The sequence below is a fragment of the Peribacillus faecalis genome, from assembly GCF_014712675.1.
Lineage (GTDB): Bacteria > Bacillota > Bacilli > Bacillales > DSM-1321 > Bacillus_AD > Bacillus_AD faecalis.
Map to the genome: position 1 here is coordinate 33,015 of NZ_JACXSI010000011.1, position 24,157 is coordinate 57,171.

Sequence of the window (24,157 nt, forward strand, 5' to 3'; positions counted from 1 at the left end):
CTTAGAAAGGGGCATTACGTTGAATCCAAGAAATTTTTTGAGGGTATTTAGTATCTTAGGTTTGTCGACAGTATTTGTGTTTAGTGCTGTTTATTTTGGTTCCCGTGCCTATTCGCAATACATTGAGAACGATGTGATTTATTCAGAAGGAACAGGTCTCTCCTCGCATTCTATTGAGGGGTTGTCGAGACAGCAGGCGTATGACTTATTGGAGAGTGAAATCACTAAGTGGAAGGAAGAGTCTGTAACGGTTATTCAATACAAAGAGAAAAGTATTGAGTTAAGCAATGATGTTTATATTTTTGATTTAAGCACGACGCTAAATCAAATACAGATGGGGCAAAGTAATCAACTGGTTGTAATGATTGATCAATCGAAGTTGGAAAATGAAATCACTGAAATTTCGGCGAATATTGATGTTGCTCATATTGACTGGACTGGGTTAATAACAGAGTTGAAAGAGACTGCCTCATCATTGAATCTAACTTCAAGTACCGTACAACTATTGACGTACATAGCTAATGAAAATTCGGATGCTGAACTTGTGACTGCTTCTGTACCGACGGAGAACTCGCTGGCAGAATTGACTAATTTAGTGAATGAGATAGAAATGATTGAAATAAAGCAGCAGTCTACATTTTCATTGCTTCATTTCGCAGAAAGTTTGGAGAGAGAATATTCATCGGAAACATTAAGTGTTCTAGCAAGTGGACTGTATGAAATCATTCTGAAGACGAATTTCGATATTGTTGAGCGGCATATCAGCTCAGAGATTCCTGTCTATGCAAAGTTAGGTTATGAAGCAAACGTAGCGAAAGATTTGAACAAAGATTTTGTTTTTGCTAACAATAATGCAACTCCTTTTACAATGACTTTGTCAATTGAGGGCAGTCAACTAATTGTCTCTTTGAAAGGATATCCGTTCTTGTATCAATATTCAGCCAATCCAAGCGATGAGAAAACATTTAAGCAGGAGACAATTGTGCAATTTGATCCGTTGCTTCGATTCGGGGAAGTTCAAGTAATTGCTGAAGGGAAAAACGGAAAAAAGGTAACGATTATTAGAGAGACGAAGGACGAATCTGGAACACTAATTAAGAAAGATGAGATCGCTTCCGATTATTACGCTCCTATTCACAGAAAAGAAATTCGCAGTTTAATGCTAACTGGTTCAGGTACCGGTGCTGCAGGTGAAACTACAGGCGAAGCTACAAGTGAAGCTACAGTGGAATCTACAAGTGAAACTGCAAATGAAGACGGAAGAGGAGAAACCGATACAAAACATGAACAAAGTGAAGCAAACCACTCCCAGAAGACAGAAGATTCCGTCGGTGGTGACTCCGATCTAGCAAGTGCAGAAGTTGAACAGGTATTATCACTGCTTGCATGTTTGGGCGAACTAGGGGCGGATAGTAATGAAGCAGATACGACCCAGTTCAATTGTGACTTGTATAAGAGATTCGAAAAAATAATTCAGGAACTTTTCTATAATTTCGGTAAGGGAAGCGGGGAATAACGTATGCCATATGCAAAGCGAAAACGGCTGGGGGATTTGCTTATAGAGGCAGGGTTAATCACCGAGGAACAGTTACAGAAAGCCTTGCAAGAAAAGGAAGCAAAACAAAAGCTTGGTGATGCCTTATTACAAAAAGGATTAATTACGGAAAATCAACTAATTGAAGTATTGGAAGTTCAACTCGGAATCCCGCGTGTTAATCTTTACCGCTATCCTTTTGATCCGAAGTTATTCAGCTTGGTATCCAGGGAAATGGCAACACGCAATTTAATTATTCCTTTGAAAAAAGATGGAGAAGTTTTATATGTTGCAATGGCTGATCCTATGGACTTTTTCACAATTGATGATATTCGTTTATCTACAGGGTTCAAAATTGAAACGGCGATTGCAACGAAAGAAGATATTTCAAGAGCGATTTCTAAATATTACGACCAAAATGAAGACTTCGGAACATTAACTGAAGAGGTTTTGGTTGAGGATGACAACAATCAGCAAGATCTTGAGGATGATTCTCCGGTTGTACGGTTAGTCAATCAAATATTAGCAAATGCCATTACGCAAAAAGCCAGTGATATTCATATTGATCCGCAAGAAAAAAGTATCGTTATCCGATTCCGGATTGATGGGCAATTGCGGATTGAGCGGGTCGTGCCTCGGCATATGCAAAATGTTCTAGTAGCCAGGATCAAAATTATGTCAAATCTCGATATTACTGAGCATCGAATTCCGCAAGACGGCCGTTTGAAGGTGACGGTGAATAATCATCCGGTTGACTTGCGTGTATCATTGCTTCCGACGGTGTTCGGAGAGAAAATTGTTTTTCGTATATTGGATTTGCGAAGCTCTGTCAGTGATATTAGCCGGCTTGGCTTCAATAAAATTCACGAACAACGCTTCGAGGAAATGATCAATAAGCCGACGGGGATTGTTTTAATTACCGGTCCGACCGGATCAGGAAAATCATCTACATTATATGCTGCTTTAAATAAGCTGAACAGTGAAGAAGTGAACATCATTACAATTGAGGACCCGGTAGAATTCCAGTTAGAGGGTATTAATCAAATTCAAGTTAATGCGAATGTCGGCATGACATTTGCATCCGGATTGCGCTCGATACTACGTCAAGATCCAAACATTATTATGGTCGGGGAGATGCGTGATAAAGAGACAGTTGAAACGGCTATCCGCGCATCGTTAACGGGGCATTTAGTGTTAAGTACGATTCATACGAATGATTCCTTAAGCACAATCACAAGGTTATTGGATATGGGAGTTGAACCATTTCTTATTGCGACTTCATTAAGTGGAATTGTGGCTCAACGTCTTGTCCGCAAAGTTTGCCGGGATTGTGCTGTGAAAGAAAAGCCGACAGAGAGAGAAGTTGAGATTTTCTCTAAAAGAGGTATGAGCATTGAGCAAATAACAAGAGGGCAGGGGTGTCCGGCTTGTAATATGACCGGATATAGAGGTCGGATGGCGATTCATGAAATGCTCATCATTAATGATGAAATTCGCCGTGCAATCATGAACTCGACCCAAATTGATCGATTGCGGGACTTTGCAGTGAAAAATAAAACAATCTTTTTGATTGATGATGGCTTATTAAAGGTGAAGCAAGGATTAACGACAACAGAGGAAGTGTTGCGTGTTGCGACATTGGATTAAAGAATGAAGGTGATGATATGAAAATAGAGGTAGAACAAATATTACGGGCAGCCTATGAACTGAAAGCATCGGATGTTCATTTAACTGTAGGTGTGCCGCCAATTATGCGAATAAATGGCGAATTGAAAAGGTACGGTAAAGAAGTGCTGAATTCTTCTGATACGGAGGCGATTGCTAAAGCGATGGTTCCGGAGCGAATGTATAGCATTTTTAAAGAGAAAGGCGAATTGGACTTTTCCTACACTTTGCCTGGTATTTCGAGGTTTCGTGTAAATGCTTATCACCAACGGGCTTGTATCGCACTGGCCATTCGGGTAGTGCCAACATTAATACCGTCTATTGATGATTTGAAAATGCCGCCTATCTTGAAAAAAATCGTAGAGAAGCCACAAGGTCTTGTATTGGTAACGGGACCGACTGGAAGCGGGAAATCGACGACTTTAGCAGCAATGATTTCCTATATGAATACGCATATGCGCAGACATATCATTACATTGGAAGATCCTATTGAGTATTTACATAGTCATAACACATGTATCATTGATCAGAGGGAAGTTGGCTATGATACGGATAATTTTGCTAATGGTCTCCGTGCCTCTTTACGTCAAGATCCTGATGTCATTTTGGTCGGGGAATTGCGTGATTTAGAAACGATTTCTACTGCTATAACAGCGGCAGAAACCGGACACTTAGTATTAGGTACATTGCATACATCGAGCGCGCCGTCGACCATTGACCGAATTATCGATGTCTTCCCGCCTGCCCAGCAGCAGCAGGTGCGCATCCAGTTGGCGAATGTGCTTGTCAGTATCATTTCACAAAGATTATTCCCGACTGTCCGCCAAGCAGGAAGAAGAGCAGCGACAGAAATTTTGATTAATAACCCGGCAATTGCCAACTTAATTCGAAGTGAAAAAATTCATCAAATCGTAAATGTACTGCAAATGTCGAAAGAACAAGGAATGCATACATTGGAAAGCAATTTGAAAGATTTAGTCTCATCAGGAGAAATCGCGATGGAGACAGCTTTACCATACTTAGGGGAAAAGGTGGAGTAAATGGCGAAGTTTGCATATCAGGGCCGAAGTCGTAGTGGGAAAGAACAAGGTCACATCATCGCTAATTCAAAACGGGATGCCATTTTTTCGTTAACGAATAAAGGGATTAAAGTAATAAATGTGCAGGAGGTCGAGCAATCGGCCTTTACGAAGGATATCGTAATCGGCGCGCCCGTTAAACATGAACATTTGACTATTTATTTACGGCAATTTGCCACTTTGCTGAGAGCAGGTGTGACGATCGTTGATGCTACTGCCATATTAGCTGAACAAACAGAAAGTAAACATTTAGCCAAGACACTGACAAATATCGAGCAAGAATTGCGGGAAGGAAATCCGTTTTCCCGTTCGGCGGCAAAATATCAAAGAATCTTTTCACCGATGTTCATTAACATGGTAAAAGCAGGCGAAGCGGGCGGAAATATGGAGGAAACATTGGAGCGTTTGGCTGTTCATTATGAAAAGCAAAATGTGACGCGGCAAAAAATCAAATCAGCATTAGCCTATCCGGTAGTTGTCGGAATCATTGCTGTCATCGTCACGATTTTCCTTTTAGTTTCAATTGTACCGACCTTTGCTTCGATGTTTGCCGATTTTGGTGAAGAACTGCCGGCAATCACTCAATCGGTTTTAAAAGCTAGTGAAGTGATGCAAAAGTTTTGGTATCTTGTCATTCTATTTTTTATCGCAATTTTCATTTTATTTTCGGTTATAAAGAGTAATAAAAAAACGAAATATTACTTAGATTATGCACTGCTTCGTATGCCTGTTTTCGGAAAGCTTTTGCAAAAATCGGCGCTTGCAAGAATGACAAGAACATTAAGTTCACTGTTTTCTAGTTCAGTGCCAATTTTACAAGCGATGAAAATTGTAGAGGAAGTAGTAGAAAATGAAGTAATCGGCAAGGTTATTCTTCAATCTAGAGACTCGTTGGAAAGAGGTCAATCAATTGCCTTGCCGATGAAAAAACATTGGGCTTTTCCTCCTCTTGTCACGCAAATGATTACAATTGGCGAGCAAACAGGACAATTGGACAGTATGCTATCAAAAGTGGCAGATTTCTATGAGCGGGAAGTAGAAACAGCGACTGACCAACTAAAATCATTGATTGAACCGTTGATGATCGTGCTTCTAGCTGGGGTAATCGGGGTTATAGTAGCGAGTATTATGATCCCAATGTTTGAAATTTACAATTCAGTTGGGTGAATTCAGTAAAAAAGTAATAATTTTTTTCATAAATTTTTCATAATTATGTTACTTTTTCTAATTTTATAGTATAATAGACTTCGTACTAAGGTAACAGAAAATTGAGAGGGTGGGGAAAATGAAGAAAGTAAAAAATATTTTGCGTAATGAGAAGGGGTTAACACTTATTGAGTTGTTAGCAGTAGTAGTTATTTTGGGGATTATTGCAGCAATTGCAATTCCGGCAATAGCTAGTATTATTGATAATTCAAAAAAGGATGCACATGTAGCAAATGCGGAGCAATTAGTAAGTGCTGCAAGATTGGCTGTTGCTTCCGGAGCTGAATTTGCAACTGAAGGTGAAACTACTGCTCAGGAATTGAAGGATTTAGACTATCTAGATGCTTTTAAAGATCCAGATAAAGAAGAATATACGTCTACTAAAGTTACTTTCGATGATAAGGGTGAAATTACATCGGTTACACTAGAACATCCAGATAGAGGAACATTAACAGCTACAACAGCTGACGAACTTGAAGATCTTGAAGGCACTTTACTAGCAATAATGGAATAAGATCAAACTTCGAACTAAAAGGAGCCCTAAACCATGATCACACTACTAATAATCTACACAACTATAATAGGTCTTATACTAGGTTCATTCTATAATGTGGTCGGATTGCGGGTTCCTTTGAAAGAATCGGTAGTGGCTCCGCGGTCGTCTTGTCCGAAATGCAATAATGTTTTGACTGCTTTTGAGTTAATACCGGTTCTATCATATGTGTTTCAAAAAGGGAAATGTCGGAGCTGTAAAGCTCCGATTTCTCCTATTTATCCGTTTATGGAATTCGTGACCGGTCTTTTGTTTGCTGTATCTCCGTTTATAATCGGTTGGAGCTATGAATTAATATTCTGTTACGCACTTATATCGCTTTTAGTCATTATTACGGTTTCGGATTTAGCTTATATGATTATTCCTGATAAGATATTGATTTTCTTTGCTGCTATTTTTATTGTTTTGCATTTGACGATTCATGAAGCAAATTGGCTCGATATTTTATTAGGAGCAATGATTGGATTTGTTCTTCTCCTATTGATTGCCCTAGTCAGCAAAGGCGGCATGGGCGGCGGCGATATAAAGTTATTTGCTTTGCTGGGATTTATTTTAGGAGTTAAACAAGTGCTGCTTGCTTTCTTTTTTTCTGTCTTCTTTGGAGCGGTCGTGGGAATAGTGTTAATTGCTACGGGTGTTGTCGAAAAAAAGAAGCCTGTTCCATTCGGTCCGTTTATTGCCGTGGGAACTCTAGTCGCCTATTATTTTGGCGATACTCTATTAGATTGGTATTTGCAAATGTTTGTATAGATTTGATGAATGGATGGGGAAAAACATGGGACTATCTATTTTTAACAAAAGAGATAAAGTAATTAATATTGAAATAAAGGATCATGTCATTCGCTACACAGAGGTGGCGTCCAATGATTCACTGTCTGTTCATTCAATGGGAGAGTATTTATTGCCTTCTGGTATTATACGAGACGGAAAAATAGAAGATCCATTTGCGTTGACTGCGATATTAGAGCAATGTGTCGATGAGTGGAAAATTGCCAGACGGAAAGTCCGTTTTCTTGTCCCAGATCAGCATGTGTTGGTGCGTCGGTTGAAGATAGAACAAGAGATAGCGGACGATGAAATAGAAGGGCATTTATATTTACAGCTAGGAACTAGCATTCATTTGCCGTTTGAAGAGCCGGTCTTTGATGTTATCGTTCTTGGTGAAAAAGATGGACAGAAAGAAATTCTTATATTTGCTGCATCTGAACAAATAGTGAAACAATATAGTGATTTATTGCAAGAATGCAAGCTAAAGCCGAGCATTTTTGATATTGTTCCTTTAGCGAATTATCGTCTTTATCATTCTTTATATGATTGTCATGAGGGTGAACATATTATGTTCCTTCATTTTGACTTGTATGGTGTCAATGTCAGTGTATTTGAGAACGATAAGCCGAGCTTCATGCGCTATTTGCCGATAAGCTCCGATAAAGAGCAGTGGGAAATTGTAAATGATAGTTTAGGATTCCAACGCTGGGAATATAAAGTGGATAAAGATCAATATTATGAGTTTCTAATAGACATGTATACCGAGATCGACCGTGTTGTCACTTTTTATAAATTCAATGTTAGTGAGGAACAGCAAGAAATCTCATCTTTAGTTATAATGGGCGACCATCCATTTTTAAGTACAATAGTCGAGCAAATGAAAAATAGATTCAATATGCCGGTTCGCTCACTGCTTGATACGGATCGAAGCAATGAAAAAATCCGAAACATAGATTATCAGTATTATTTGCCGATTGGTCTTGCTTTAAGAGGGGGAGATTAAATGTTAGCTGAAATTAATTTACTCCCGAAAAAAGAACGAAAAAGTTTTGCATTCCCTATTGCTTCAGCGCTGATTGTTCTTGTGCTTGCAGGAGTAGGCGGCTTCTTTTTTTATACATATACGCAAACGAAAAAGGATATTGTAGCTCTAGAATCAAACTTGGCTCAGACAAGGCAACTGATTGAAATAGAAACTACGAAAGCGGAAACAACCGTGAATTCCGTCACACAACTCGAAAACATGATTGAGTGGGGAGAAACGTACACAATAAAATCGGTTCCTATATTGGATGAGCTGATTTCGTTGCTGCCGCAAAGAGGATTTTTTATGCAGTACGACTACAAGGAACAAAACACTGTGGAACTGACTGTAAGGTTTGATGCCTCGTTGGAAGCTTCTTCTTACTTGGATGAATTGTTGGCATCAGAATGGACTTCAGAAGCAAAATTGAATTCGTTGGACGTTACAGAATCCTATCATTATTATGAAATAAATGGTTATGGAGAGCCGGAAAAGCCAGAATTTCAGTTGCTTAATGAAGATTTTGTTCCGCGTTATGAAGCGGTTTATGAAATGAAATTAGCTTCTGACTTTATCTTGAATAAACAGAACGAAGACGCTGATTCATCTTCTTCGCAGGAAGGGGAGGATGACGTTGAATAAGTTGGATAAGTTGGATAAGAAGTGGAAGATTATTGCACTCAGCGGATTGCTAGGAGTATCGGTTTTGGCTGCAATTTATTTCTATGTCATTTACCCGAAAAGTGACGATTTGCAATCGAAGGAGCGGGAATTGCAAGCGCTTGAAACAGAATTGGCGATCATACAAACTGAGCAAAATAAAAAAACAGAAGAGCCGCGCGTATCGTCTGTCGAATTGCAAAAAAAGATTCCGGTTAAGCCGAATGTTCAGCAGATTATCGTAGATTTTAATCAAGCAGAAATTGTTTCGGGAAGTTTGATAACTAATATTGCGGTAGAGGAAAATGTTGAAATTGGGCAGCCTGTCGCTTCTGCTGGCGAGGAAGACGAAAGTGAATCAGAATCTGAATCAGAATCAGTAAGCGAACCGGTTTCAGTACCGGCACAGGCAATAGAAGGTCTGAAGCAAGTTAGGCTGTCGTTAACCGTACAGTCGGAACGATATGCTGATTTGGAGAAATTTTTATCCTCGCTGGAGAGTTTAGAACGAATTACAAAGGTTGAGAATATCAGTTTCGAAGGATTCGAGGAAATTACCTCTGTTGATCAAACTCGCTCTATTCTGGAATATACAGTTGTTGTTTCGGCATATTATGCGTCGAAACTGAAAGATTTGCAGGAAGATTTACCTAGAGTCAGATCGGCTGAGCCTGCTAATAAAACAAATCCTCTTTACGAAAGCCCGATTCTTCAACGAAGAGGTCAGGAGTAAAACAAATACTAAATCTATCAAAATATATAACATATTGACGAAAGCTATTGATAACAAGACGACAAAAGTCTTGTTATTTTTTTTTTTGTCTATGTTAGGATGAAGCAAACGTCGAATGGAGGGGTGTGCGAATGGACAAGCCAAATCGTAAAACGATTACGATTAAAATAAATGGCAATGAAGAGGCATATATAAATGAAAAGAAGAAAGAGATTAAAGAGGGAAAAACAGAGACCGGAGAAGAGGCTGCCCCGCTTTTAATCGAAAGTGCCGCATCTAAAGAGAAGCAGGAAGAAAGCTTTGAATGGGTGATACCATCGGGGGAAGTGAGTTCATTTGAAAAAGAAAGTGTATTTGTCTCGAGCAGTCTTCAAAAAAAGAAAATTAATCGTAATGAGCGGATCTTTCAGAAGGTGTTTGTGTCGATTATTACGGCTGTTTTGGTTGGAGCCGGCTTTTGGTATATTGCATTTCGGACGATTACAGCAAGCGATGCGCCGACTGTGAATACAACAGCTCCTCCGATAGAAGACGGACGTGCTGCCCAACAGACGTCAAAAGTGAATCTTCCGCCGGTTAATCTGTTCTTTGTCCAGGGAGGCGTATTCAGTAATCGTGAGGCAGCGGAGGCAGCGAGGGATGATTTCGCTTCAAAAGGATTTCCGGCGATTGCGGTAAGTGATGGAGATAAGACGTATGTTGCGCTATTTGCCAGCGATTCTCTTGAAAATGCGAAAGCAATCGGTAAAACATATAAGGATCAAGGGATAGATGTGTACTGGAAGGAGCTGACTTTTGCCGGTGGGGAGACGAAGCTTTCCGCTGAAGATGCGAAAGTTGTCGAGACAGGAGCTGCCTTTTATCAGACATTAACTGTTGCGGCCACGCAGCATAAACTTGGTTCGACTCAAGCGGATAAAGAAGCGATTGAGACGGATTTGAAAGAATTGCTGGCCATGGAAGCGAAAGATGAAAATGTATCAAAAATGGTCGTCTCTTTAAAGGAAGCAGCTGAGTTGCTAATAAGCGGTGAGCTCTCCGAAAAGGCAATTGCGCAGGTGCAGTCGCAATTGCTGCAATTTGTATCTATGTACGAGCAATTGAAGTCTTAGTGCCAATCCTTGCAGCGATTTTGTCTGCGAGGATTATTTATTTCTTAAGAAATTTTTGAACGTGGATAGCTGTCTAACCTTACACCTGCCCCGCTCGGGGCCTACAGGATGTAGGTCACATCGGTGTTGTCACAGAACGTGAGCCTTTAGCCGATGTTCCTCTTAGACTGTGTCTAGCTGCAGCGGCCAGCCAGTTTTCATCCCTGATTAGACTTCTTTGAGTATTGTGTCAAATTCATGACTGGCAAGTGATGAATTTGACAGCGCTATGGTCTAAGCCAAATCATTCCAGAAATTTTGCAATTTCCTACGTGATTCGTCTTATGCAGGTCGGAGGATCTCACGATGAGAGTCACAGCGACGAAGATATGTGGACGTAGTGTTCTTAGTCGTTGTTCCTTACTTGCGGACCGCTTCCGCTTTTCGGTTCCCGCATGGCTCCTTTTTCACACTATAGTATATAAATTGGCAACGAGATGGAAGATTCGACGTAGTCGCCAATTTTAAGTCCATAGTATAAGGGTTATTAGATCTTTGCCTGCGCCTTATCAGGCTTGCCAAAGGCAAGTTTTCTTTATTGAAGTGAGTTCAAGAGGCGGATACAAAAATAAAAAAGGTTTGATTTCGGAATTTTTAGTCGAATTTTATCGAACAATTGTTGAGAAAGGTGGATAACTTTGGTACGATTATGATGTATCTCCATATTGAAATCATATAAAGGTTAAGGTGAAACACATGCAACCATTAATACTAGCTTCTGCCTCACCCAGAAGACAGGAACTTCTTACTCTACTAAATTTACCCTTCACAACATTCCCCACAGATGTTGATGAAACTCTTCCGGATTCTATTTCTCCGATAGAAGCTGTACAGCAGTTAGCCTATAAGAAAGCTGAAGCGGCATTGCAAGCTCATAATGGCTCAATTATTATCGGCTGTGATACAATAGTCGTGCATAATAATCATATACTTGGCAAGCCTGCTGACCGTGAAGATGCCTTGCAGATGCTGTCGCAGCTCTCTAATGAAACGCATGACGTCTATACAGGCGTCTGTATTTTATCCAATCAACAGACACTCCTATTTTATGAAAGAACGGAAGTGACGTTTTGGGAGCTGACACAGCAAGAAATCCTTGCGTATATTGAAAGCGGTGAGCCTTTTGATAAAGCCGGCTCATACGGTATTCAGGGGAAAGCGGCTCTTTTTGTGAAAGGCATTCGAGGAGATTACTATAATGTCGTAGGCCTCCCGATTTCACGTTTGCAGCGTGAATTATCGGCATTCGCAAATTCATAGTTTAACTAATAACAGCTTCCGGCTCGTCACGTTATTTAAGACGAAAGGAAGTATGTATATTGAGTGAATCATTTTTAATTCGCGATTTCCCTTTAAGCGAGCGGCCGCGTGAGCGCTTTTTAAGAGAAGGAGCGCGGGGGCTGACAAATCAGGAGCTGATTGCTTTGCTGTTGAGAACAGGCACGAAAAATGAATCTGTTCTCCAGCTCGCTGAACGGCTCATTATTAAATTTGACGGCCTGCGCTTGCTTAAAGATGCATCTGTAGAAGAAATCACCAGCATAAACGGAATTGGTGAAGCAAAAGCCATTCAGTTGCTGACAGCTGTCGAGTTGGGAAGAAGGGTGCATAATTTGATTACGACGGATCGCTATGTGATTCGTTCGCCTGAGGATTGTGCGAATTTTCTCATGGAAGAAATGCGGTTTCTTTCACAGGAGCATTTCGTTTGTGTATACTTGAATACGAAAAATCAAGTATTGCATAAACAAACTGTTTTTATCGGAAGTTTGAACTCATCGATTGTTCATCCGCGTGAGGTGTTTAAAGAGGCTTTTCGCCGCTCTGCTGCCTCTATCATTTGCGCGCACAATCATCCGTCCGGCGATCCGACGCCAAGTAAAGAAGATATAGATGTAACGAAAAGATTAATCGAATGCGGCAGATTAATCGGAATAGATATTTTGGACCACCTCATAATCGGTGAGAAAAAATATGTCAGTTTAAAGGAAAAAGGATATTTATGACACTATCATAATAATAAGGTATGTAATATAATATAAGTTATGATTTTTTATTGCGCTTGAATTACGCTAATATAAATAATACAGTGGATTATACTATAGTGTGTAATCACTTTAACTGACTTAGAAATGATGTTCGGAAAGGGAGATACAATCATGTTTGGAATTGGAACGAAAGACCTTGGTATAGATTTAGGTACAGCTAATACACTTGTATATGTGAAAGGCAAAGGCATTGCTGTACGCGAGCCTTCTGTTGTGGCTTTCCACACGGATACAAAACAAATCGTCGCAGTAGGTAATGATGCGAAAAATATGATTGGGCGTACACCCGGAAACGTTGTGGCGCTTCGTCCGATGAAAGACGGCGTTATTGCTGATTATGAAACAACAGCGACAATGATGAAATATTACATGAATCAAGCACAGAAGAAAGGTGTATTTGCTCGTAACCCATACGTAATGGTATGTGTGCCATCAGGTATTACAGCTGTTGAAAAGCGTGCGGTTATCGATGCAACTAGACAAGCCGGCGCACGTGATGCTTACACAATCGAAGAACCTTTTGCAGCGGCAATCGGTGCAAACCTTCCTGTATGGGAGCCGACTGGTAGTATGGTTGTAGATATCGGTGGCGGTACAACGGAAGTGGCAATCATTTCTTTAGGCGGGATCGTTTCTAGTCAATCTGTTCGTGTTGCAGGTGATGAAATGGATGAAGCAATCGTTAACTACATCCGTAAATCATATAACTTGATGATCGGTGAACGTACAGCTGAAGCGGTTAAATTGGAAATTGGTTCAGCAGGTGATCCTGAAGGCATTGAAAATATGGAGATTCGCGGACGTGACCTACTGACAGGTCTTCCAAAAACAATCGAAATCACAGCAGACGAAATTTGCGATGCATTAAGCGATACAGTTTATGCGATTGTTGAGTCTGTAAAAAGCACATTGGAAAAAACTCCGCCTGAATTAGCGGCAGATATTATGGACCGCGGTATCGTGTTAACGGGCGGTGGTGCATTGCTTCGTAACTTGGATAAAGTTATCAGCAGAGAAACAGAAATGCCTGTTTTAATCGCGGAAAATCCGCTTGATTGCGTAGCAGTCGGAACAGGTAAAGCGCTGGATCACATCCACGAATTCAGAAACCGTGCAAAACTGTAAAAAATAATGTTTATTGCTCTTCACATTCTGCGGTATACTGTAGAGTGTGAAGAGATTTTTAATAGCATCGATAGAATAAAAATAACCTGACAGTTATGAATACAGAATAAATAGAGGTGTAGCCATGCCACAGTTTTTTTTGAATAAAAAACTTATATTACTCTTGATAAGTATTATCATTCTGGTGGCATTGATTGGCTTTTCATTAAAAGAAAAAGAAAATGTTAGCTGGCCAGAGCAATTTGTTAAAGATACAACAGGCTTCGTTCAACAAATTTTTCAAACGCCTGCACAGTTTGTCGCAGATGTTTTCGGTGACCTTCGTGATTTGCAAAATACATATGAAGAGAACGAGAAGCTAAAAGCACGCTTAGAAGAGTATGCTACTTTACAAACGAAGGTTCAAGATCTTGAAAGTGAAAATGAAGAATTACGATCATTGCTTGATAAAGAAGATGATTTGCGTTCTTATTCTCCAATCAATGCAACGGTTATTGCAAGAAACCCGGATAAATGGCAGGAAGTGCTGGTTATTAATAAGGGGCAGCTGCACGGTGTCAAGAAGAATATGGCAGTCATTACGGCAAGCGGCTTAATCGGCAAAGTCAAATCATCCAATCAGTTTTCTTCGACAATACAGCTAATTAGCACTACAGATCCGAAGAGCCGAATTTCAGCGACTATTCAAGGAGAACAAGATGTTGTCGGACTAATCGAAGGTTATGATGAAGAGACTAAAATGTTGCTCCTGAAGAAGATTCCTTCCGATGTGGAAGTGAAGGTCGGGTCAACGGTAATTACATCAGGCCTTGGCGGTGTTTTCCCAAGAGGATTGCCGGTTGGAACTGTCGAGGAAGTAGTGGTCGATCAATACGGATTGACGCAAACGGCTTATGTGAAACCTTATGCGGATTTGTATGATATTTCTCATGTAGTTGTTGTTTCGCAAGATGTTGATAAGAAAGAGGTTTTATCGGATTTGGAAGATGCGGATCTTAAGGAGGCGGGCTTGTGAAGAAGCTTTATATCCCACTCCTTGCTCTCGTAATTTTTCTATCTGAAAGTATTTTTGTTACAACTTTTTCAGGTGGATTTTTTACCAGCGATAAAATATTTGTTCCGCGTTTTCTTATGATTTTTCTTGTTTTTATGGCTGTTTATAGCGGAAATCGAACTGCGCTATACTATAGTTTTGTAATAGGGATCCTCTTTGATGTGGTATACACAGAGATATTAGGCATATATCTGTTCATCTTCCCGCTTATTACATACGGCATTTCGAAAGTCATGAAAATACTGCAAAATAATATTTTTGTTGTTTCGTTTATGTCGCTTGTAGCAATTGCCATATTGGAAATGATCGTGTACGGAATGAATGCATTGCTTGGTTTTGTCTCGATGACTTTCCAACAGTTTTTGAGCGACCGTCTGGTTCCGACGTTAATATTGAATGCGATTGTCATTCTTATTATAGCTTATCCTTTACGGAAGTTTTTGCTTAAATATAGTGAAGAAGAGAATAATGAGATTCTTTTTAGAAAAAAAACAAAATAGAGTCACTTTTAGTAGGTATTGTTTGAAAGGAATAAACGCCATTTCGTAGAATATTGAATTATTGAGGTGAGAGTGCGTGATAAGTAATAAAAATCTGCAAAATGTTATAATCAAAGGCACAAAAGATGGGTTGACGCTACATCTCAATGATTCGTGTTCTTTTCAGAACGTGATTGAAGAATTGAATGAGAAGGTATCAATGTCCTATCGCCTGGTGAAGGAAGACGATCCTCTCATTCCTGTTAAGGTACATACAGGAAATAGGCAATTTTCTCAAGAAGAACAAGAACAGATTATTTCTACAATTGAGAGCAACTCAAAGCTGCTTGTAGAGCGCATTCAATCTAACGTAATGGCGGTTGAAGAAGCGACTCGATTGATTGAAGAGGGGCAAATTAAATCAATAGTCGGGAAGGTCAGGTCCGGACAAGTGATTGAGGCTCCAGGTGATTTATTGCTGATTGGGGATATAAACCCCGGGGCACAGGTAAAAGCTGTAGGTAATATTTTTATCATTGGAACGATTAAAGGTTATGCTCATGCGGGCTATAAAGGAAATGCAGAGGCGGTTGTGGCGGCCAGTCAAATGGAAAAAGCTTTAATCGGTATTGCAAATCTTCATACAGCGATGGTGACGTCCGGGCCTAAAGATAAGCTCAAACAATTTTGCGCGTACATAAATGATGATAATAATATAGTTTTTGATAAAATTCAGGTTTTAAAGCAACTAAGACCTAATTTAACTAGATTAGAAGGGGGAATCTAATCGTGGGTGAAGCGCTCGTTATAACGTCGGGGAAGGGTGGCGTAGGTAAAACGACTACCTCTGCCAATCTAGGAACGGCATTAGCACTATTGGGAAAAAAAGTGTGCTTAGTAGATACGGATATAGGTCTGAGAAATTTGGATGTGGTAATGGGGCTTGAGAACCGCATTATCTATGACTTAGTAGATGTCATCCAAGAGCGCTGTAAGGTGCAGCAGGCGCTTGTTAAGGACAAGCGTTTTGATGGGCTATTATATTTATTGCCGGCTGCGCAAACAAGCGATAAATTGTCTATCGCGCCTGAGCAAATGCAAAAGCTTGTTATAGAGCTGAAGCAAGATTTTGATTACATCATTATCGATTGTCCGGCCGGTATTGAGCAAGGATACAAAAATGCTGTTGCAGGAGCTGATAAGGCTATTGTCGTAACAACCCCTGAAAAGACAGCAGTGCGTGATGCGGATCGCATTATTGGTTTATTGGAGAAGGAAGAACATATCGAGTCACCAAAGCTTGTCATTAACCGTATTCGCGGGCATATGATGAACAATGGCGATATGCTTGATATTGATGAGATTACAGCGTTTTTATCGATTGATTTAATCGGTATTATTGTCGATGATGATCATGTAATTAAAGCTTCTAATCAAGGCGAGCCGGTTGTGTTGGACCCGAACAATGAGGCATCGATTGCTTATCGCAATATCGCAAGACGTATACTTGGAGAATCAATTCCGTTGAAACCGATTGAAGCTCAGTCAACGGGCATGTTTTCAAAAATAAAAAAGCTTTTCGGCGTTAAATAATGAAAGCAAGGCACCCAGAGTCGGTCAGGGTGTCTTTTTTGTGCTTGAGGAAATTATAAAAATCTATATTGTGTATAAGTTGAAAAAAGTATATCAACGTCCAGATCCACTGCCCAGCCCCTCGAGGTCATAAGCCAAATCACTCCGGAAATTTTACAATTTCCTACGTAATTCGTCATATGCAGGTCGGGGCTGAACCGGCCGCTTCCGCTTTTCGGTTCCCGCATGTCTCCTTTTTCATTGGAGTAAATTCGAGAGACGTATTCAAAACTGAAAAAGGACCGGTGACGGTTTTTTAAGAAAGATAAGAAAGCATATATTTTGAACTTAGATAGCTGTCTAACCTTATACCTGCCATGCTCGGAGTGTAAGCCGTGCCGGCTAGGAAATCAAAGAGCGGATTTCCCATCCGTACCGTCTTACATCTGCCGCATGGCTCCTTCTTTGGTTTGCAGTGGTTCAAGGATATATGCTTATACAAGGTTGTGTGTAATCTTAAAGTATCTGCTTGGAAACAAAGAAGGTCCGGTACCAGTTTTTCTTAGCATGATTCGGACAAGTTGCTCATATAGTGGTATTACAATACCAATGTAAAGGAGCATGCATGGTGTATAACGATCGAAGGAAAGAAATTATTAATCGTATAAAGAAAAGAAACAAAATGAAGGAACGTCAGCTGCACTCGCGCCATGAACAAAGTCCTTTCCAACCACACTCGGTAACGACCTTTGATGCGGATGAGGAGAGAGGTCACCCGCTCTTTCGCAAGGATATTATGCTGTTGAAAATATTAATCGCTTCCTTGTTGTTCATTACGGTGGCGATTATATACCGATATCCTTCAAATGATTTAGAGTCCGTCCGGCAAGTGATTTCCTCCACGATGGAAAACGAGCTGCAGTTTGCATTGGTGACAGATTGGTATGAGGACACCTTCGGCAAGCCGATTGCATTTTTGCCGTCAGAAAAGAAAGCGGTCAATGAGGATGCCCTGCAAGTTTCCGGTGACTATATACTGCCGGTCAAAGGAAAGATTATTGAAGATTATGCGACAAATGGAGCCGGCATTATCGTGAAGACAGACAGTGATGACGGTGCCTATGCAATTGAGGATGGTGTCATTATTTATGCCGGTATTAAAGAGGAGTATGGCAATACCGTCATTATTCAGCATAAGGATAAGAGCGAAACGTGGTATGGCAATCTTGATGCTATTGATGTGAAAGTGTACAGCCAGATTTCCAAGGGCGAGCAAATTGGAGTATTGAATGAAGAAGGCACTTTGTTTTTCGGAATGAAAAAAGAAGAAGCCGATCAATTCGTTGATCCCAGTCAGGTGATTTCTGTTGAATAAATATTTTCGTTTGCTATTTATGCTCCGCATCCATCCGACAACATGGGTGATTATGGCGATTGCGATTTTAACAGCTCATATTTATGAAATGCTCATGCTGCTTGCTGTCGTTTTAGTTCATGAGATGGGACATGCATGCGCAGCCGCTCATTTTAAATGGCGAATCAAGTCAATCACCTTGTTGCCGTTTGGTGGTGTGCTTGATACAGAGGAGCATGGCAATCGGCCGTTAAAAGAAGATTTAATGGTAATTTTATTCGGCCCGATTCAGCATTTAGTGCTCTTTTTACTTGTTTACTTAGCCTATATATCAGGGGTGGCCGATTATGAAACGTATGTCACCTTTCTTTATATTAACAGCACAATCTGCTTATTTAATTTATTGCCTATTTGGCCGCTTGATGGCGGGAAACTGCTGTTTTTGCTGTTTTCGCTTAAGTACTCATTTTTGAAGAGCCATTTGCTCATATTGCGGTTTTCAATTCTATTTTCAGTCGCGCTATTTACTTTCTGCCTTTTATCCGGTCAAATGAGTTTGAATATTATATTGATTTTAAGCTTCATTTGTTTTGCTATTGTAATGGAATGGAGACAGAGACAATATGTCTTTATGCGTTTTTTGCTCGAGCGCCATTATGGAAAAAACAGCGAAATGCAGCGTCTCATTTCGTTGACAGTGGATGAGAATAAAACAGTGCATGAAATATTGCAGCTGTTTCAACGCGGCTGCAAGCATCCGATTATCGTCATGAAAAATGGAAAAGAACGAGGTATGCTTGATGAAAATGAGGTGTTGCACGCTTATTTCAGCGAAAAAATGACCGGTGTTAAAATCGGTGACCTATTATATTCTTATTGATTATGTTATTCTTTCTTCAGAAAACGTCCGTGGTGTTTTGGCATCCGTTTTTGGAGGGAAGGATTTTTTTTATGAAAAATATCATCGTCAACTTATTATCGAGAGAACAGCGATTTGCAGTGCTTGAACAAGATAAGCTCGAGCAAATTGTATTGTATAATGAATCGGAAGAAAGTCTTGTCGGCAATGTCTATGTAGGGCGGATTGAAAAGCTTGTGCCTGGAATGGACGCTGCTTTCGTCAATTTTGGCCGGCAAAAAAACGGCTTTTTACATAAAGGTGATTTATTGTCGGCAATCGGCAAAGGAAAAGAGACACCAATCAATCAACTGGTGACGCAAGGTGAAAAACTGCTGATCCAAGTAATCCGTGATGAAACAGAGCATAAGGGAGCAAGAGTGACCGGAATCATTGAAGTATCTACGCCAAGCTTTGTATACAGTTACGGGCAAAAACATATTGCCGTATCAAAAAAGTTGGCTGATGCTGATAGAGAGCGTTGGAGAATGCTGGCGGAGAAACATCGTGAAGACAATGAAGGAATGCTTATCCGTACGGAAATGAATGAAAAGGATGAAGCGTTTTTTATCGGGGAATTGGAGCAATGCCGAAATGTCTATCAAGAATGGCAAAAGCAGCTGATAACAGCGAAGTCCCCTGTTTTGCTTTATAAAAAAAATCACTTGCTCTCAAAATTGAAGGACGAAATGAAATTCGGTTCAGGCAGCATTTATGTCGATGATTATGCGTTCTATCAGCAACTGCAAAAAGAAACTACAGCAGATTGGGAGCTGAAATATGAACGGGATAAAGAAAATATTTTCTCCCGCTGGAATATTGATGATCAATTAAACAAGCTGTACAAGCGTATCGTCTGGCTCCCAAACGGCAGCTTTTTGGTCATCGAGGAAGGCGAAGCGATGACGACGATTGATGTCAATACCGGGAAGTTCACGGGCAAGCAAGATAAAGAAAGAACAATTGCTGAAACAAACCGATTGGCAGCAATCGAAGCAATGAAGCAAATCAAGCTCCGCAACATAAGCGGTATCATTTTGATTGACTTTATTAATTGTTCCAACTCGGCAGGGCAAAAGCGGATTGTGCAGGAAGTGGCAGCTTGTGCTAAGCGGGATAAACAGACGATTCAGGTGATTGGATTCACCGAATTAGGCGTCTTGCAGCTGACAAGAAAGGTGCAATCAGGTTCACTTCTCCAATCGACAACGTCGGTTTGTCCTACTTGTGAAGGGCTTGGCAGAGTTGAAAGTGCGCAATCGGCAGCTTTTCGTTTAGAACGCGAGCTTATGCAATATCGCCAGAGCGATTATTCACAAGCAATTGTTGAAGTGACAAAAGATGTGCTCATTTGGTATTCAGGGGAAAATGCTGTCTATAAACAAAAGCTTGAAGAAAATATCGGTCTTGGCATTGAGTTTCAAATAATTGAGGCAGAAAAGCCGTACTATCATATTAAACAGCTGAATTGAGAGAACAGAATAAATGGCCTTCGCGCAAAAGATATTGACATGCAGTAAGATTTCATGATACCATTCATTTGTTATGTTTGTAGCGCACCAAAAAAAGCTACAACCGCACTGATTAGGTTACTAGAGTATTTACAATACTGTAAATCACCTTTGACGGCGAGTCTTAACAAATATGAGGAGGTGCAAGTATGTACGCAATTATCGAAACTGGTGGTAAGCAAATCAAAGTAGCAGCTGGTGATGTAGTTTACGTTGAAAAACTAAACGCAGAAGCAGGCGAAACTGTTACATTTGATAAAGTTTTATTCGTAGGTGGAGAAAACGTGAAAGTTGGTAGCCCAACTGTTGAAGGCGTTACTGTAACAGGTAAAGTTGAAAAACAAGGCAAACAAAAGAAAATCATCGTTTTCAAATACAAAGCGAAGAAAAACTACCGTAAAAAACAAGGTCACCGTCAACCATACACTAAAGTTGTTATTGAAGCAATCAACGCGTAAGGTTCACGATGATTACTGTAAAATTTGATTATACTCAAGATGGAAAGATTCAATCTTTCACAATGAGTGGTCATGCTAATTTTGCAAAACACGGTTCTGACATTGTATGTGCAGGGGCGTCAGCTGTTTCTTTCGGTACAGTCAATAGTATTATGAGCTTGACTGATGTGAAGCCAGTTATTGATATGTCCGGAAAAGGTGGCTTTCTCCACTGTCAGATTCCGGCTGATTTATCAGCAGAATCGGAAGAAAAAGTGCAGCTTCTTCTTGAGGCAATGCTTATTTCTTTACAGACAATCGAACGAGACTATGGCAAATATATAAAAATTAACCTCAACAAGTAGGAGGTGGAACAAATGTTAAGATTAGATCTTCAGTTCTTTGCTTCTAAAAAGGGAGTAGGTTCTACAAAGAACGGTCGTGACTCACAAGCTAAACGCCTTGGCGCTAAAGCTGGTGACGGCGAATTCGTATCTGGTGGTTCAATTCTTTACCGTCAACGCGGTACTAAAATCTATCCAGGTGAAAACGTAGGACGCGGTGGAGATGATACTTTATATGCGAAAGTAGACGGTCAAGTTCGTTTCGAGCGTTTCGGTCGTGATCGCAAAAAAGTAAGCGTGTATCCAGTTGCACAAGAAGCTTAATGCTTTCAATAAAACCCTAACCTTAGGTTAGGGTTTTATTCATTATGGGCCTTCAAAATGATGTTCCACATAAATTCCCCGTTAGATTACTCATCCATATTTATTCTTTTCTGTTATACTGTTCGTATACGATAAAAACAATGGGGTAGCATGTAATTCTCAGCAAAAATTGATGTGTATTGGGAGATTCATTTTTATGGAGAAAAAATGGGACATTATTGAGATTTTAAAGTATTGTCGGCATGATTGGCTGAATAAAGTACAGCTGATTAAAGGTAACCTGGAATTAGGCAAAGTAGATGAGGTAAAAGGAATAATTGAAGCTTTTATAATGGAATCTAAAAATGAAGCCCAACTTTCCAATTTGCATATGCCGAAAATGGCTGAGCTTCTCATTACGCTTAATTGGCGAGGATTGCCGTTTGCGTTTGAATATGAAATATTAGAAGCTAAAAGAGGCTGTCCGTTAATTGATCAGAAAATGTATGATTGGACGCTATCTTTTATTGGCTGTTTATGTCAGTCTCTTGACCCGGTTGTCGCTAACGAATTAAAGGCTGTTATTTATGAAAAGGATGAGAGTATCCGTTTTACCTTTGATTTAAGGGGAAAGATAATGAATAAAGATTTAATTGCGCCATTTTTGCGTGAATGTCCGACAGCTGCAACTATATGTATAAATGAATGCACAACAGAAGAGTTAGTGTTTGATATAGAGTGGAAGTGTGAATGATAACTTCGGCTACATAGAGGACAACAAAAGAAGTATACAAAAGAGGAAGTGATTATATGTTCGTTGATCAAGTGAAGATATATGTGAAAGGCGGAGATGGCGGTAACGGTATGGTAGCGTTTCGCCGAGAAAAATATGTTCCGAATGGCGGTCCTGCAGGTGGAGACGGCGGTAAAGGAGCAGACGTCGTATTCCAGGTAGAAGAAGGATTGCGTACGCTTGTTGATTTCCGATTTAAAAGACATTTTAAAGCAGATCGTGGTGTTCACGGTATGTCAAAAGGAATGCATGGTAAAAATGCCGAGGACTTAATTGTAAAAGTTCCGCCCGGCACAATCGTGCGTGACGAGAAAACAAATGAAATTATCGCGGATTTAGTTGAGCATGGGCAAACAGCAGTAATCGCTAAAGGAGGACGCGGAGGCCGAGGCAATTGCCGATTTGCGACTCCAGCCAATCCAGCACCGGAAATTGCTGAAAATGGTGAACCGGGTCAAGAGCGTGATGTTGTTCTTGAGCTGAAACTGTTGGCGGACGTTGGCTTAGTTGGTTTCCCGAGTGTCGGTAAATCAACGTTGTTATCTGTTGTTTCAGCAGCCAGACCTAAAATCGCTGAATATCACTTCACAACAATCGTTCCGAATTTGGGTGTTGTATCTACTGAAGACAACAGAAGCTTTGTTATGGCGGACTTGCCTGGTCTGATTGAAGGTGCTTCAGAAGGTGTCGGCTTAGGACATCAATTCCTTCGTCATATTGAAAGAACAAGGGTTATCGTTCATGTCATTGATATGTCAGGACTTGAAGGAAGAGATCCTTATGAAGACTACGTAACAATCAATAACGAATTGAAAGAGTACAACTTGCGTTTGACAGAGAGACCGCAAATTATTGCGGCCAATAAAATGGATATGCCTGATGCGGAAGAGAACTTAAAAGCCTTCAGAGAAAAAGTAGGCGAAGATATGCAAATCTTCCCGATTTCCTCATTCACTCGCGAGGGTGTTCGCGAATTGTTGTTCGCTGTTGCTGACCAGCTAGAGAATACACCGGAATTCCCGCTTGATCATGAGTTGGAAGAACAAGCAGGTATCCATCGTGTTATGTACAAATTCGAAGATGATACGAAAGAATTCGAAATCTCACGCGAACCGGACGGTCGTTTCGTTGTATCCGGCGATAAGATTGAAAGATTGTTCGTAATGACAGACTTCAATCGTGACGCATCTGTTGCGCGATTCGCTAGACAGCTTCGTTCATATGGTGTGGACGATGCTCTGCGCGAACGCGGTGCGAAAGATGGAGACATCGTGAAGATCTGCGAATTTGAGTTTGAATTTGTAGAGTAATTTTTTGGGGTGAATACTTTGAAAAAAAGCAGCGATCATAAATATTATTTAGTTCGTGAAGATGTTTTGCCTGAAGCTATGCAAAAAACATTGGAAGCGAAAGAACTGATTCAACGAGGAAAAGCGGAGTCTGTTTGGGAAGCCGTACAGAAGGTTGATTTAAGCCGAAGCGCTTTTTATAAATATCGTGATACGGTTTTTCCTTTTCATACAATTGTAAAAGAAAAAATTATAACACTGTTTTTCCATCTTGAAGATCGCTCGGGAGCATTGTCTAATTTGTTGACGATTGTCGCAAATGCAGGCTGTAACGTGCTGACGATTCATCAGACGATACCGATTGAAGGAAGGGCAAATGTGACGCTATCCCTAAATGTCAGTTCGATGAACACGGATCTGGACGGACTGCTGTCTGAACTGAAGAAGCTGGAATTTGTGAACAAAGTAGAAGTGCTAGGTTCAGGAGCCTAACCAGCATCATGTTTTTCACAGCCTGGCCAATACTCTTATAAAGAAAACTTGCCTTTGACAAGCCTGATAAGGCGCAGGCAAAGGT

The 24,157-nt window shown here is 40.4% G+C and carries 26 protein-coding genes and 1 other annotated feature; all 26 genes read left to right on the forward strand.

Annotation, left to right across the window (positions count from 1 at the left end; genetic code table 11):
• Positions 1-19 precede the first annotated feature (19 nt).
• The 26 genes from IEO70_RS05550 to IEO70_RS05675 all read left to right on the forward strand — a co-directional run bounded on the left by IEO70_RS05550 (position 20) and on the right by IEO70_RS05675 (position 24,072).
• Entirely contained in the window at positions 20-1,516 is a 1,497-nt protein-coding gene (locus tag IEO70_RS05550) for a VanW family protein (RefSeq protein ID WP_190997372.1), read from the forward strand.
• A gap of 3 nt (positions 1,517-1,519) precedes the next feature.
• Positions 1,520-3,181 carry a GspE/PulE family protein gene (locus IEO70_RS05555; RefSeq protein WP_190997373.1) on the forward strand — a complete coding sequence of 554 codons (1,662 nt, stop codon included), beginning with the start codon at positions 1,520-1,522 and terminating at the stop codon, positions 3,179-3,181.
• 17 nt (positions 3,182-3,198) lie between these two features.
• On the forward strand, positions 3,199-4,239 hold the full coding sequence (locus IEO70_RS05560) for a type IV pilus twitching motility protein PilT (protein WP_190997374.1): 1,041 nt from the start codon (positions 3,199-3,201) through the stop codon (positions 4,237-4,239).
• On the forward strand, positions 4,240-5,445 hold the full coding sequence (locus IEO70_RS05565) for a type II secretion system F family protein (RefSeq protein ID WP_190997375.1): 1,206 nt from the start codon (positions 4,240-4,242) through the stop codon (positions 5,443-5,445).
• 118 nt (positions 5,446-5,563) lie between these two features.
• Entirely contained in the window at positions 5,564-5,998 is a 435-nt protein-coding gene (locus IEO70_RS05570) for a prepilin-type N-terminal cleavage/methylation domain-containing protein (RefSeq protein WP_190997376.1), read from the forward strand.
• A 33-nt stretch (positions 5,999-6,031) separates the two neighbouring features.
• Positions 6,032-6,787: a prepilin peptidase gene (locus IEO70_RS05575; protein WP_190997377.1), complete on the forward strand. Its 756-nt coding sequence runs from the start codon at positions 6,032-6,034 to the stop codon at positions 6,785-6,787.
• A 25-nt stretch (positions 6,788-6,812) separates the two neighbouring features.
• Entirely contained in the window at positions 6,813-7,808 is a 996-nt protein-coding gene (pilM, locus tag IEO70_RS05580; RefSeq protein WP_190997378.1) for a type IV pilus biogenesis protein PilM, read from the forward strand.
• Entirely contained in the window at positions 7,809-8,471 is a 663-nt protein-coding gene (locus IEO70_RS05585; RefSeq protein WP_190997379.1) for a PilN domain-containing protein, read from the forward strand.
• Positions 8,464-9,222: a hypothetical protein gene (locus IEO70_RS05590; RefSeq protein ID WP_190997380.1), complete on the forward strand. Its 759-nt coding sequence runs from the start codon at positions 8,464-8,466 to the stop codon at positions 9,220-9,222. Before IEO70_RS05585 ends, IEO70_RS05590 begins: the two co-directional genes overlap by 8 nt.
• Before the next feature lie 131 nt (positions 9,223-9,353).
• Positions 9,354-10,334, forward strand: a complete 981-nt coding sequence (locus IEO70_RS05595; RefSeq protein ID WP_190997381.1) for an SPOR domain-containing protein — start codon at positions 9,354-9,356, stop codon at positions 10,332-10,334.
• Between the two features lie 735 nt (positions 10,335-11,069).
• The gene (locus tag IEO70_RS05600) at positions 11,070-11,633 is read left to right on the forward strand and encodes a Maf family protein (protein WP_190997382.1); all 564 of its coding nucleotides are present in this window, start codon (positions 11,070-11,072) and stop codon (positions 11,631-11,633) included.
• A 59-nt stretch (positions 11,634-11,692) separates the two neighbouring features.
• Positions 11,693-12,379, forward strand: coding sequence for a RadC family protein (gene radC / locus IEO70_RS05605; RefSeq protein ID WP_206711506.1), 687 nt, complete (start codon positions 11,693-11,695; stop codon positions 12,377-12,379).
• Positions 12,380-12,532: 153 nt separating this feature from the next.
• On the forward strand, positions 12,533-13,546 hold the full coding sequence (locus tag IEO70_RS05610) for a rod shape-determining protein (protein ID WP_190997383.1): 1,014 nt from the start codon (positions 12,533-12,535) through the stop codon (positions 13,544-13,546).
• Positions 13,547-13,670: 124 nt separating this feature from the next.
• The gene (mreC, locus tag IEO70_RS05615; protein ID WP_190997384.1) at positions 13,671-14,561 is read left to right on the forward strand and encodes a rod shape-determining protein MreC; all 891 of its coding nucleotides are present in this window, start codon (positions 13,671-13,673) and stop codon (positions 14,559-14,561) included.
• Positions 14,558-15,100, forward strand: a complete 543-nt coding sequence (gene mreD, locus IEO70_RS05620) for a rod shape-determining protein MreD (RefSeq protein ID WP_190997385.1) — start codon at positions 14,558-14,560, stop codon at positions 15,098-15,100. Before mreC ends, mreD begins: the two co-directional genes overlap by 4 nt.
• A 76-nt stretch (positions 15,101-15,176) precedes the next feature.
• Positions 15,177-15,866 (forward strand): septum site-determining protein MinC, encoded by a 690-nt coding sequence (minC, locus tag IEO70_RS05625; RefSeq protein WP_190997386.1) that lies wholly within the window; start codon positions 15,177-15,179, stop codon positions 15,864-15,866.
• Between the two features lie 2 nt (positions 15,867-15,868).
• Positions 15,869-16,672, forward strand: coding sequence for a septum site-determining protein MinD (minD, locus tag IEO70_RS05630; RefSeq protein WP_190997387.1), 804 nt, complete (start codon positions 15,869-15,871; stop codon positions 16,670-16,672).
• A gap of 604 nt (positions 16,673-17,276) precedes the next feature.
• Entirely contained in the window at positions 17,277-18,026 is a 750-nt protein-coding gene (locus tag IEO70_RS05635) for a M23 family metallopeptidase (RefSeq protein WP_190997388.1), read from the forward strand.
• Complete coding sequence (locus IEO70_RS05640; protein ID WP_190997389.1) at positions 18,019-18,885, forward strand: M50 family metallopeptidase; 867 nt, start codon at positions 18,019-18,021, stop codon at positions 18,883-18,885. The genes IEO70_RS05635 and IEO70_RS05640 overlap by 8 nt, the downstream gene beginning before the upstream one ends.
• Before the next feature lie 71 nt (positions 18,886-18,956).
• A complete protein-coding gene (locus tag IEO70_RS05645; protein ID WP_190997390.1) occupies positions 18,957-20,375 on the forward strand; it encodes a ribonuclease E/G in 1,419 nt (472 codons plus the stop codon).
• 91 nt (positions 20,376-20,466) lie between these two features.
• Positions 20,467-20,549: a sequence feature (ribosomal protein L21 leader region), on the forward strand.
• Between the two features lie 14 nt (positions 20,550-20,563).
• Positions 20,564-20,872, forward strand: coding sequence for a 50S ribosomal protein L21 (rplU, locus tag IEO70_RS05650; protein WP_190997391.1), 309 nt, complete (start codon positions 20,564-20,566; stop codon positions 20,870-20,872).
• A gap of 8 nt (positions 20,873-20,880) precedes the next feature.
• Positions 20,881-21,216, forward strand: a complete 336-nt coding sequence (locus tag IEO70_RS05655; protein WP_190997392.1) for a ribosomal-processing cysteine protease Prp — start codon at positions 20,881-20,883, stop codon at positions 21,214-21,216.
• 12 nt (positions 21,217-21,228) lie between these two features.
• Entirely contained in the window at positions 21,229-21,519 is a 291-nt protein-coding gene (gene rpmA / locus IEO70_RS05660) for a 50S ribosomal protein L27 (protein ID WP_190997393.1), read from the forward strand.
• A 196-nt stretch (positions 21,520-21,715) separates the two neighbouring features.
• A complete protein-coding gene (locus IEO70_RS05665) occupies positions 21,716-22,252 on the forward strand; it encodes a Spo0B C-terminal domain-containing protein (RefSeq protein WP_190997394.1) in 537 nt (178 codons plus the stop codon).
• Between the two features lie 56 nt (positions 22,253-22,308).
• A complete protein-coding gene (gene obgE, locus IEO70_RS05670) occupies positions 22,309-23,601 on the forward strand; it encodes a GTPase ObgE (protein WP_190997395.1) in 1,293 nt (430 codons plus the stop codon).
• Between the two features lie 18 nt (positions 23,602-23,619).
• Positions 23,620-24,072 (forward strand): ACT domain-containing protein, encoded by a 453-nt coding sequence (locus tag IEO70_RS05675; protein WP_190997396.1) that lies wholly within the window; start codon positions 23,620-23,622, stop codon positions 24,070-24,072.
• Positions 24,073-24,157 lie beyond the last annotated feature (85 nt).

Bases quoted from the DNA above. Each gene is read 5' to 3' on its own strand.
- IEO70_RS05555 (WP_190997373.1), top strand. From the start codon at position 1,520: ATGCCATATGCAAAGCGAAAACGGCTGGGGGATTTGCTTATAGAGGCA.
- IEO70_RS05560 (WP_190997374.1), top strand. From the start codon at position 3,199: ATGAAAATAGAGGTAGAACAAATATTACGGGCAGCCTATGAACTGAAA.
- IEO70_RS05565 (WP_190997375.1), top strand. From the start codon at position 4,240: ATGGCGAAGTTTGCATATCAGGGCCGAAGTCGTAGTGGGAAAGAACAA.
- IEO70_RS05570 (WP_190997376.1), top strand. From the start codon at position 5,564: ATGAAGAAAGTAAAAAATATTTTGCGTAATGAGAAGGGGTTAACACTT.
- IEO70_RS05575 (WP_190997377.1), top strand. From the start codon at position 6,032: ATGATCACACTACTAATAATCTACACAACTATAATAGGTCTTATACTA.
- pilM (WP_190997378.1), top strand. From the start codon at position 6,813: ATGGGACTATCTATTTTTAACAAAAGAGATAAAGTAATTAATATTGAA.
- IEO70_RS05585 (WP_190997379.1), top strand. From the start codon at position 7,809: ATGTTAGCTGAAATTAATTTACTCCCGAAAAAAGAACGAAAAAGTTTT.
- IEO70_RS05595 (WP_190997381.1), top strand. From the start codon at position 9,354: ATGGACAAGCCAAATCGTAAAACGATTACGATTAAAATAAATGGCAAT.
- IEO70_RS05600 (WP_190997382.1), top strand. From the start codon at position 11,070: ATGCAACCATTAATACTAGCTTCTGCCTCACCCAGAAGACAGGAACTT.
- IEO70_RS05610 (WP_190997383.1), top strand. From the start codon at position 12,533: ATGTTTGGAATTGGAACGAAAGACCTTGGTATAGATTTAGGTACAGCT.
- mreC (WP_190997384.1), top strand. From the start codon at position 13,671: ATGCCACAGTTTTTTTTGAATAAAAAACTTATATTACTCTTGATAAGT.
- IEO70_RS05635 (WP_190997388.1), top strand. From the start codon at position 17,277: ATGGTGTATAACGATCGAAGGAAAGAAATTATTAATCGTATAAAGAAA.
- IEO70_RS05645 (WP_190997390.1), top strand. From the start codon at position 18,957: ATGAAAAATATCATCGTCAACTTATTATCGAGAGAACAGCGATTTGCA.
- rplU (WP_190997391.1), top strand. From the start codon at position 20,564: ATGTACGCAATTATCGAAACTGGTGGTAAGCAAATCAAAGTAGCAGCT.
- IEO70_RS05655 (WP_190997392.1), top strand. From the start codon at position 20,881: ATGATTACTGTAAAATTTGATTATACTCAAGATGGAAAGATTCAATCT.
- rpmA (WP_190997393.1), top strand. From the start codon at position 21,229: ATGTTAAGATTAGATCTTCAGTTCTTTGCTTCTAAAAAGGGAGTAGGT.
- IEO70_RS05665 (WP_190997394.1), top strand. From the start codon at position 21,716: ATGGAGAAAAAATGGGACATTATTGAGATTTTAAAGTATTGTCGGCAT.
- obgE (WP_190997395.1), top strand. From the start codon at position 22,309: ATGTTCGTTGATCAAGTGAAGATATATGTGAAAGGCGGAGATGGCGGT.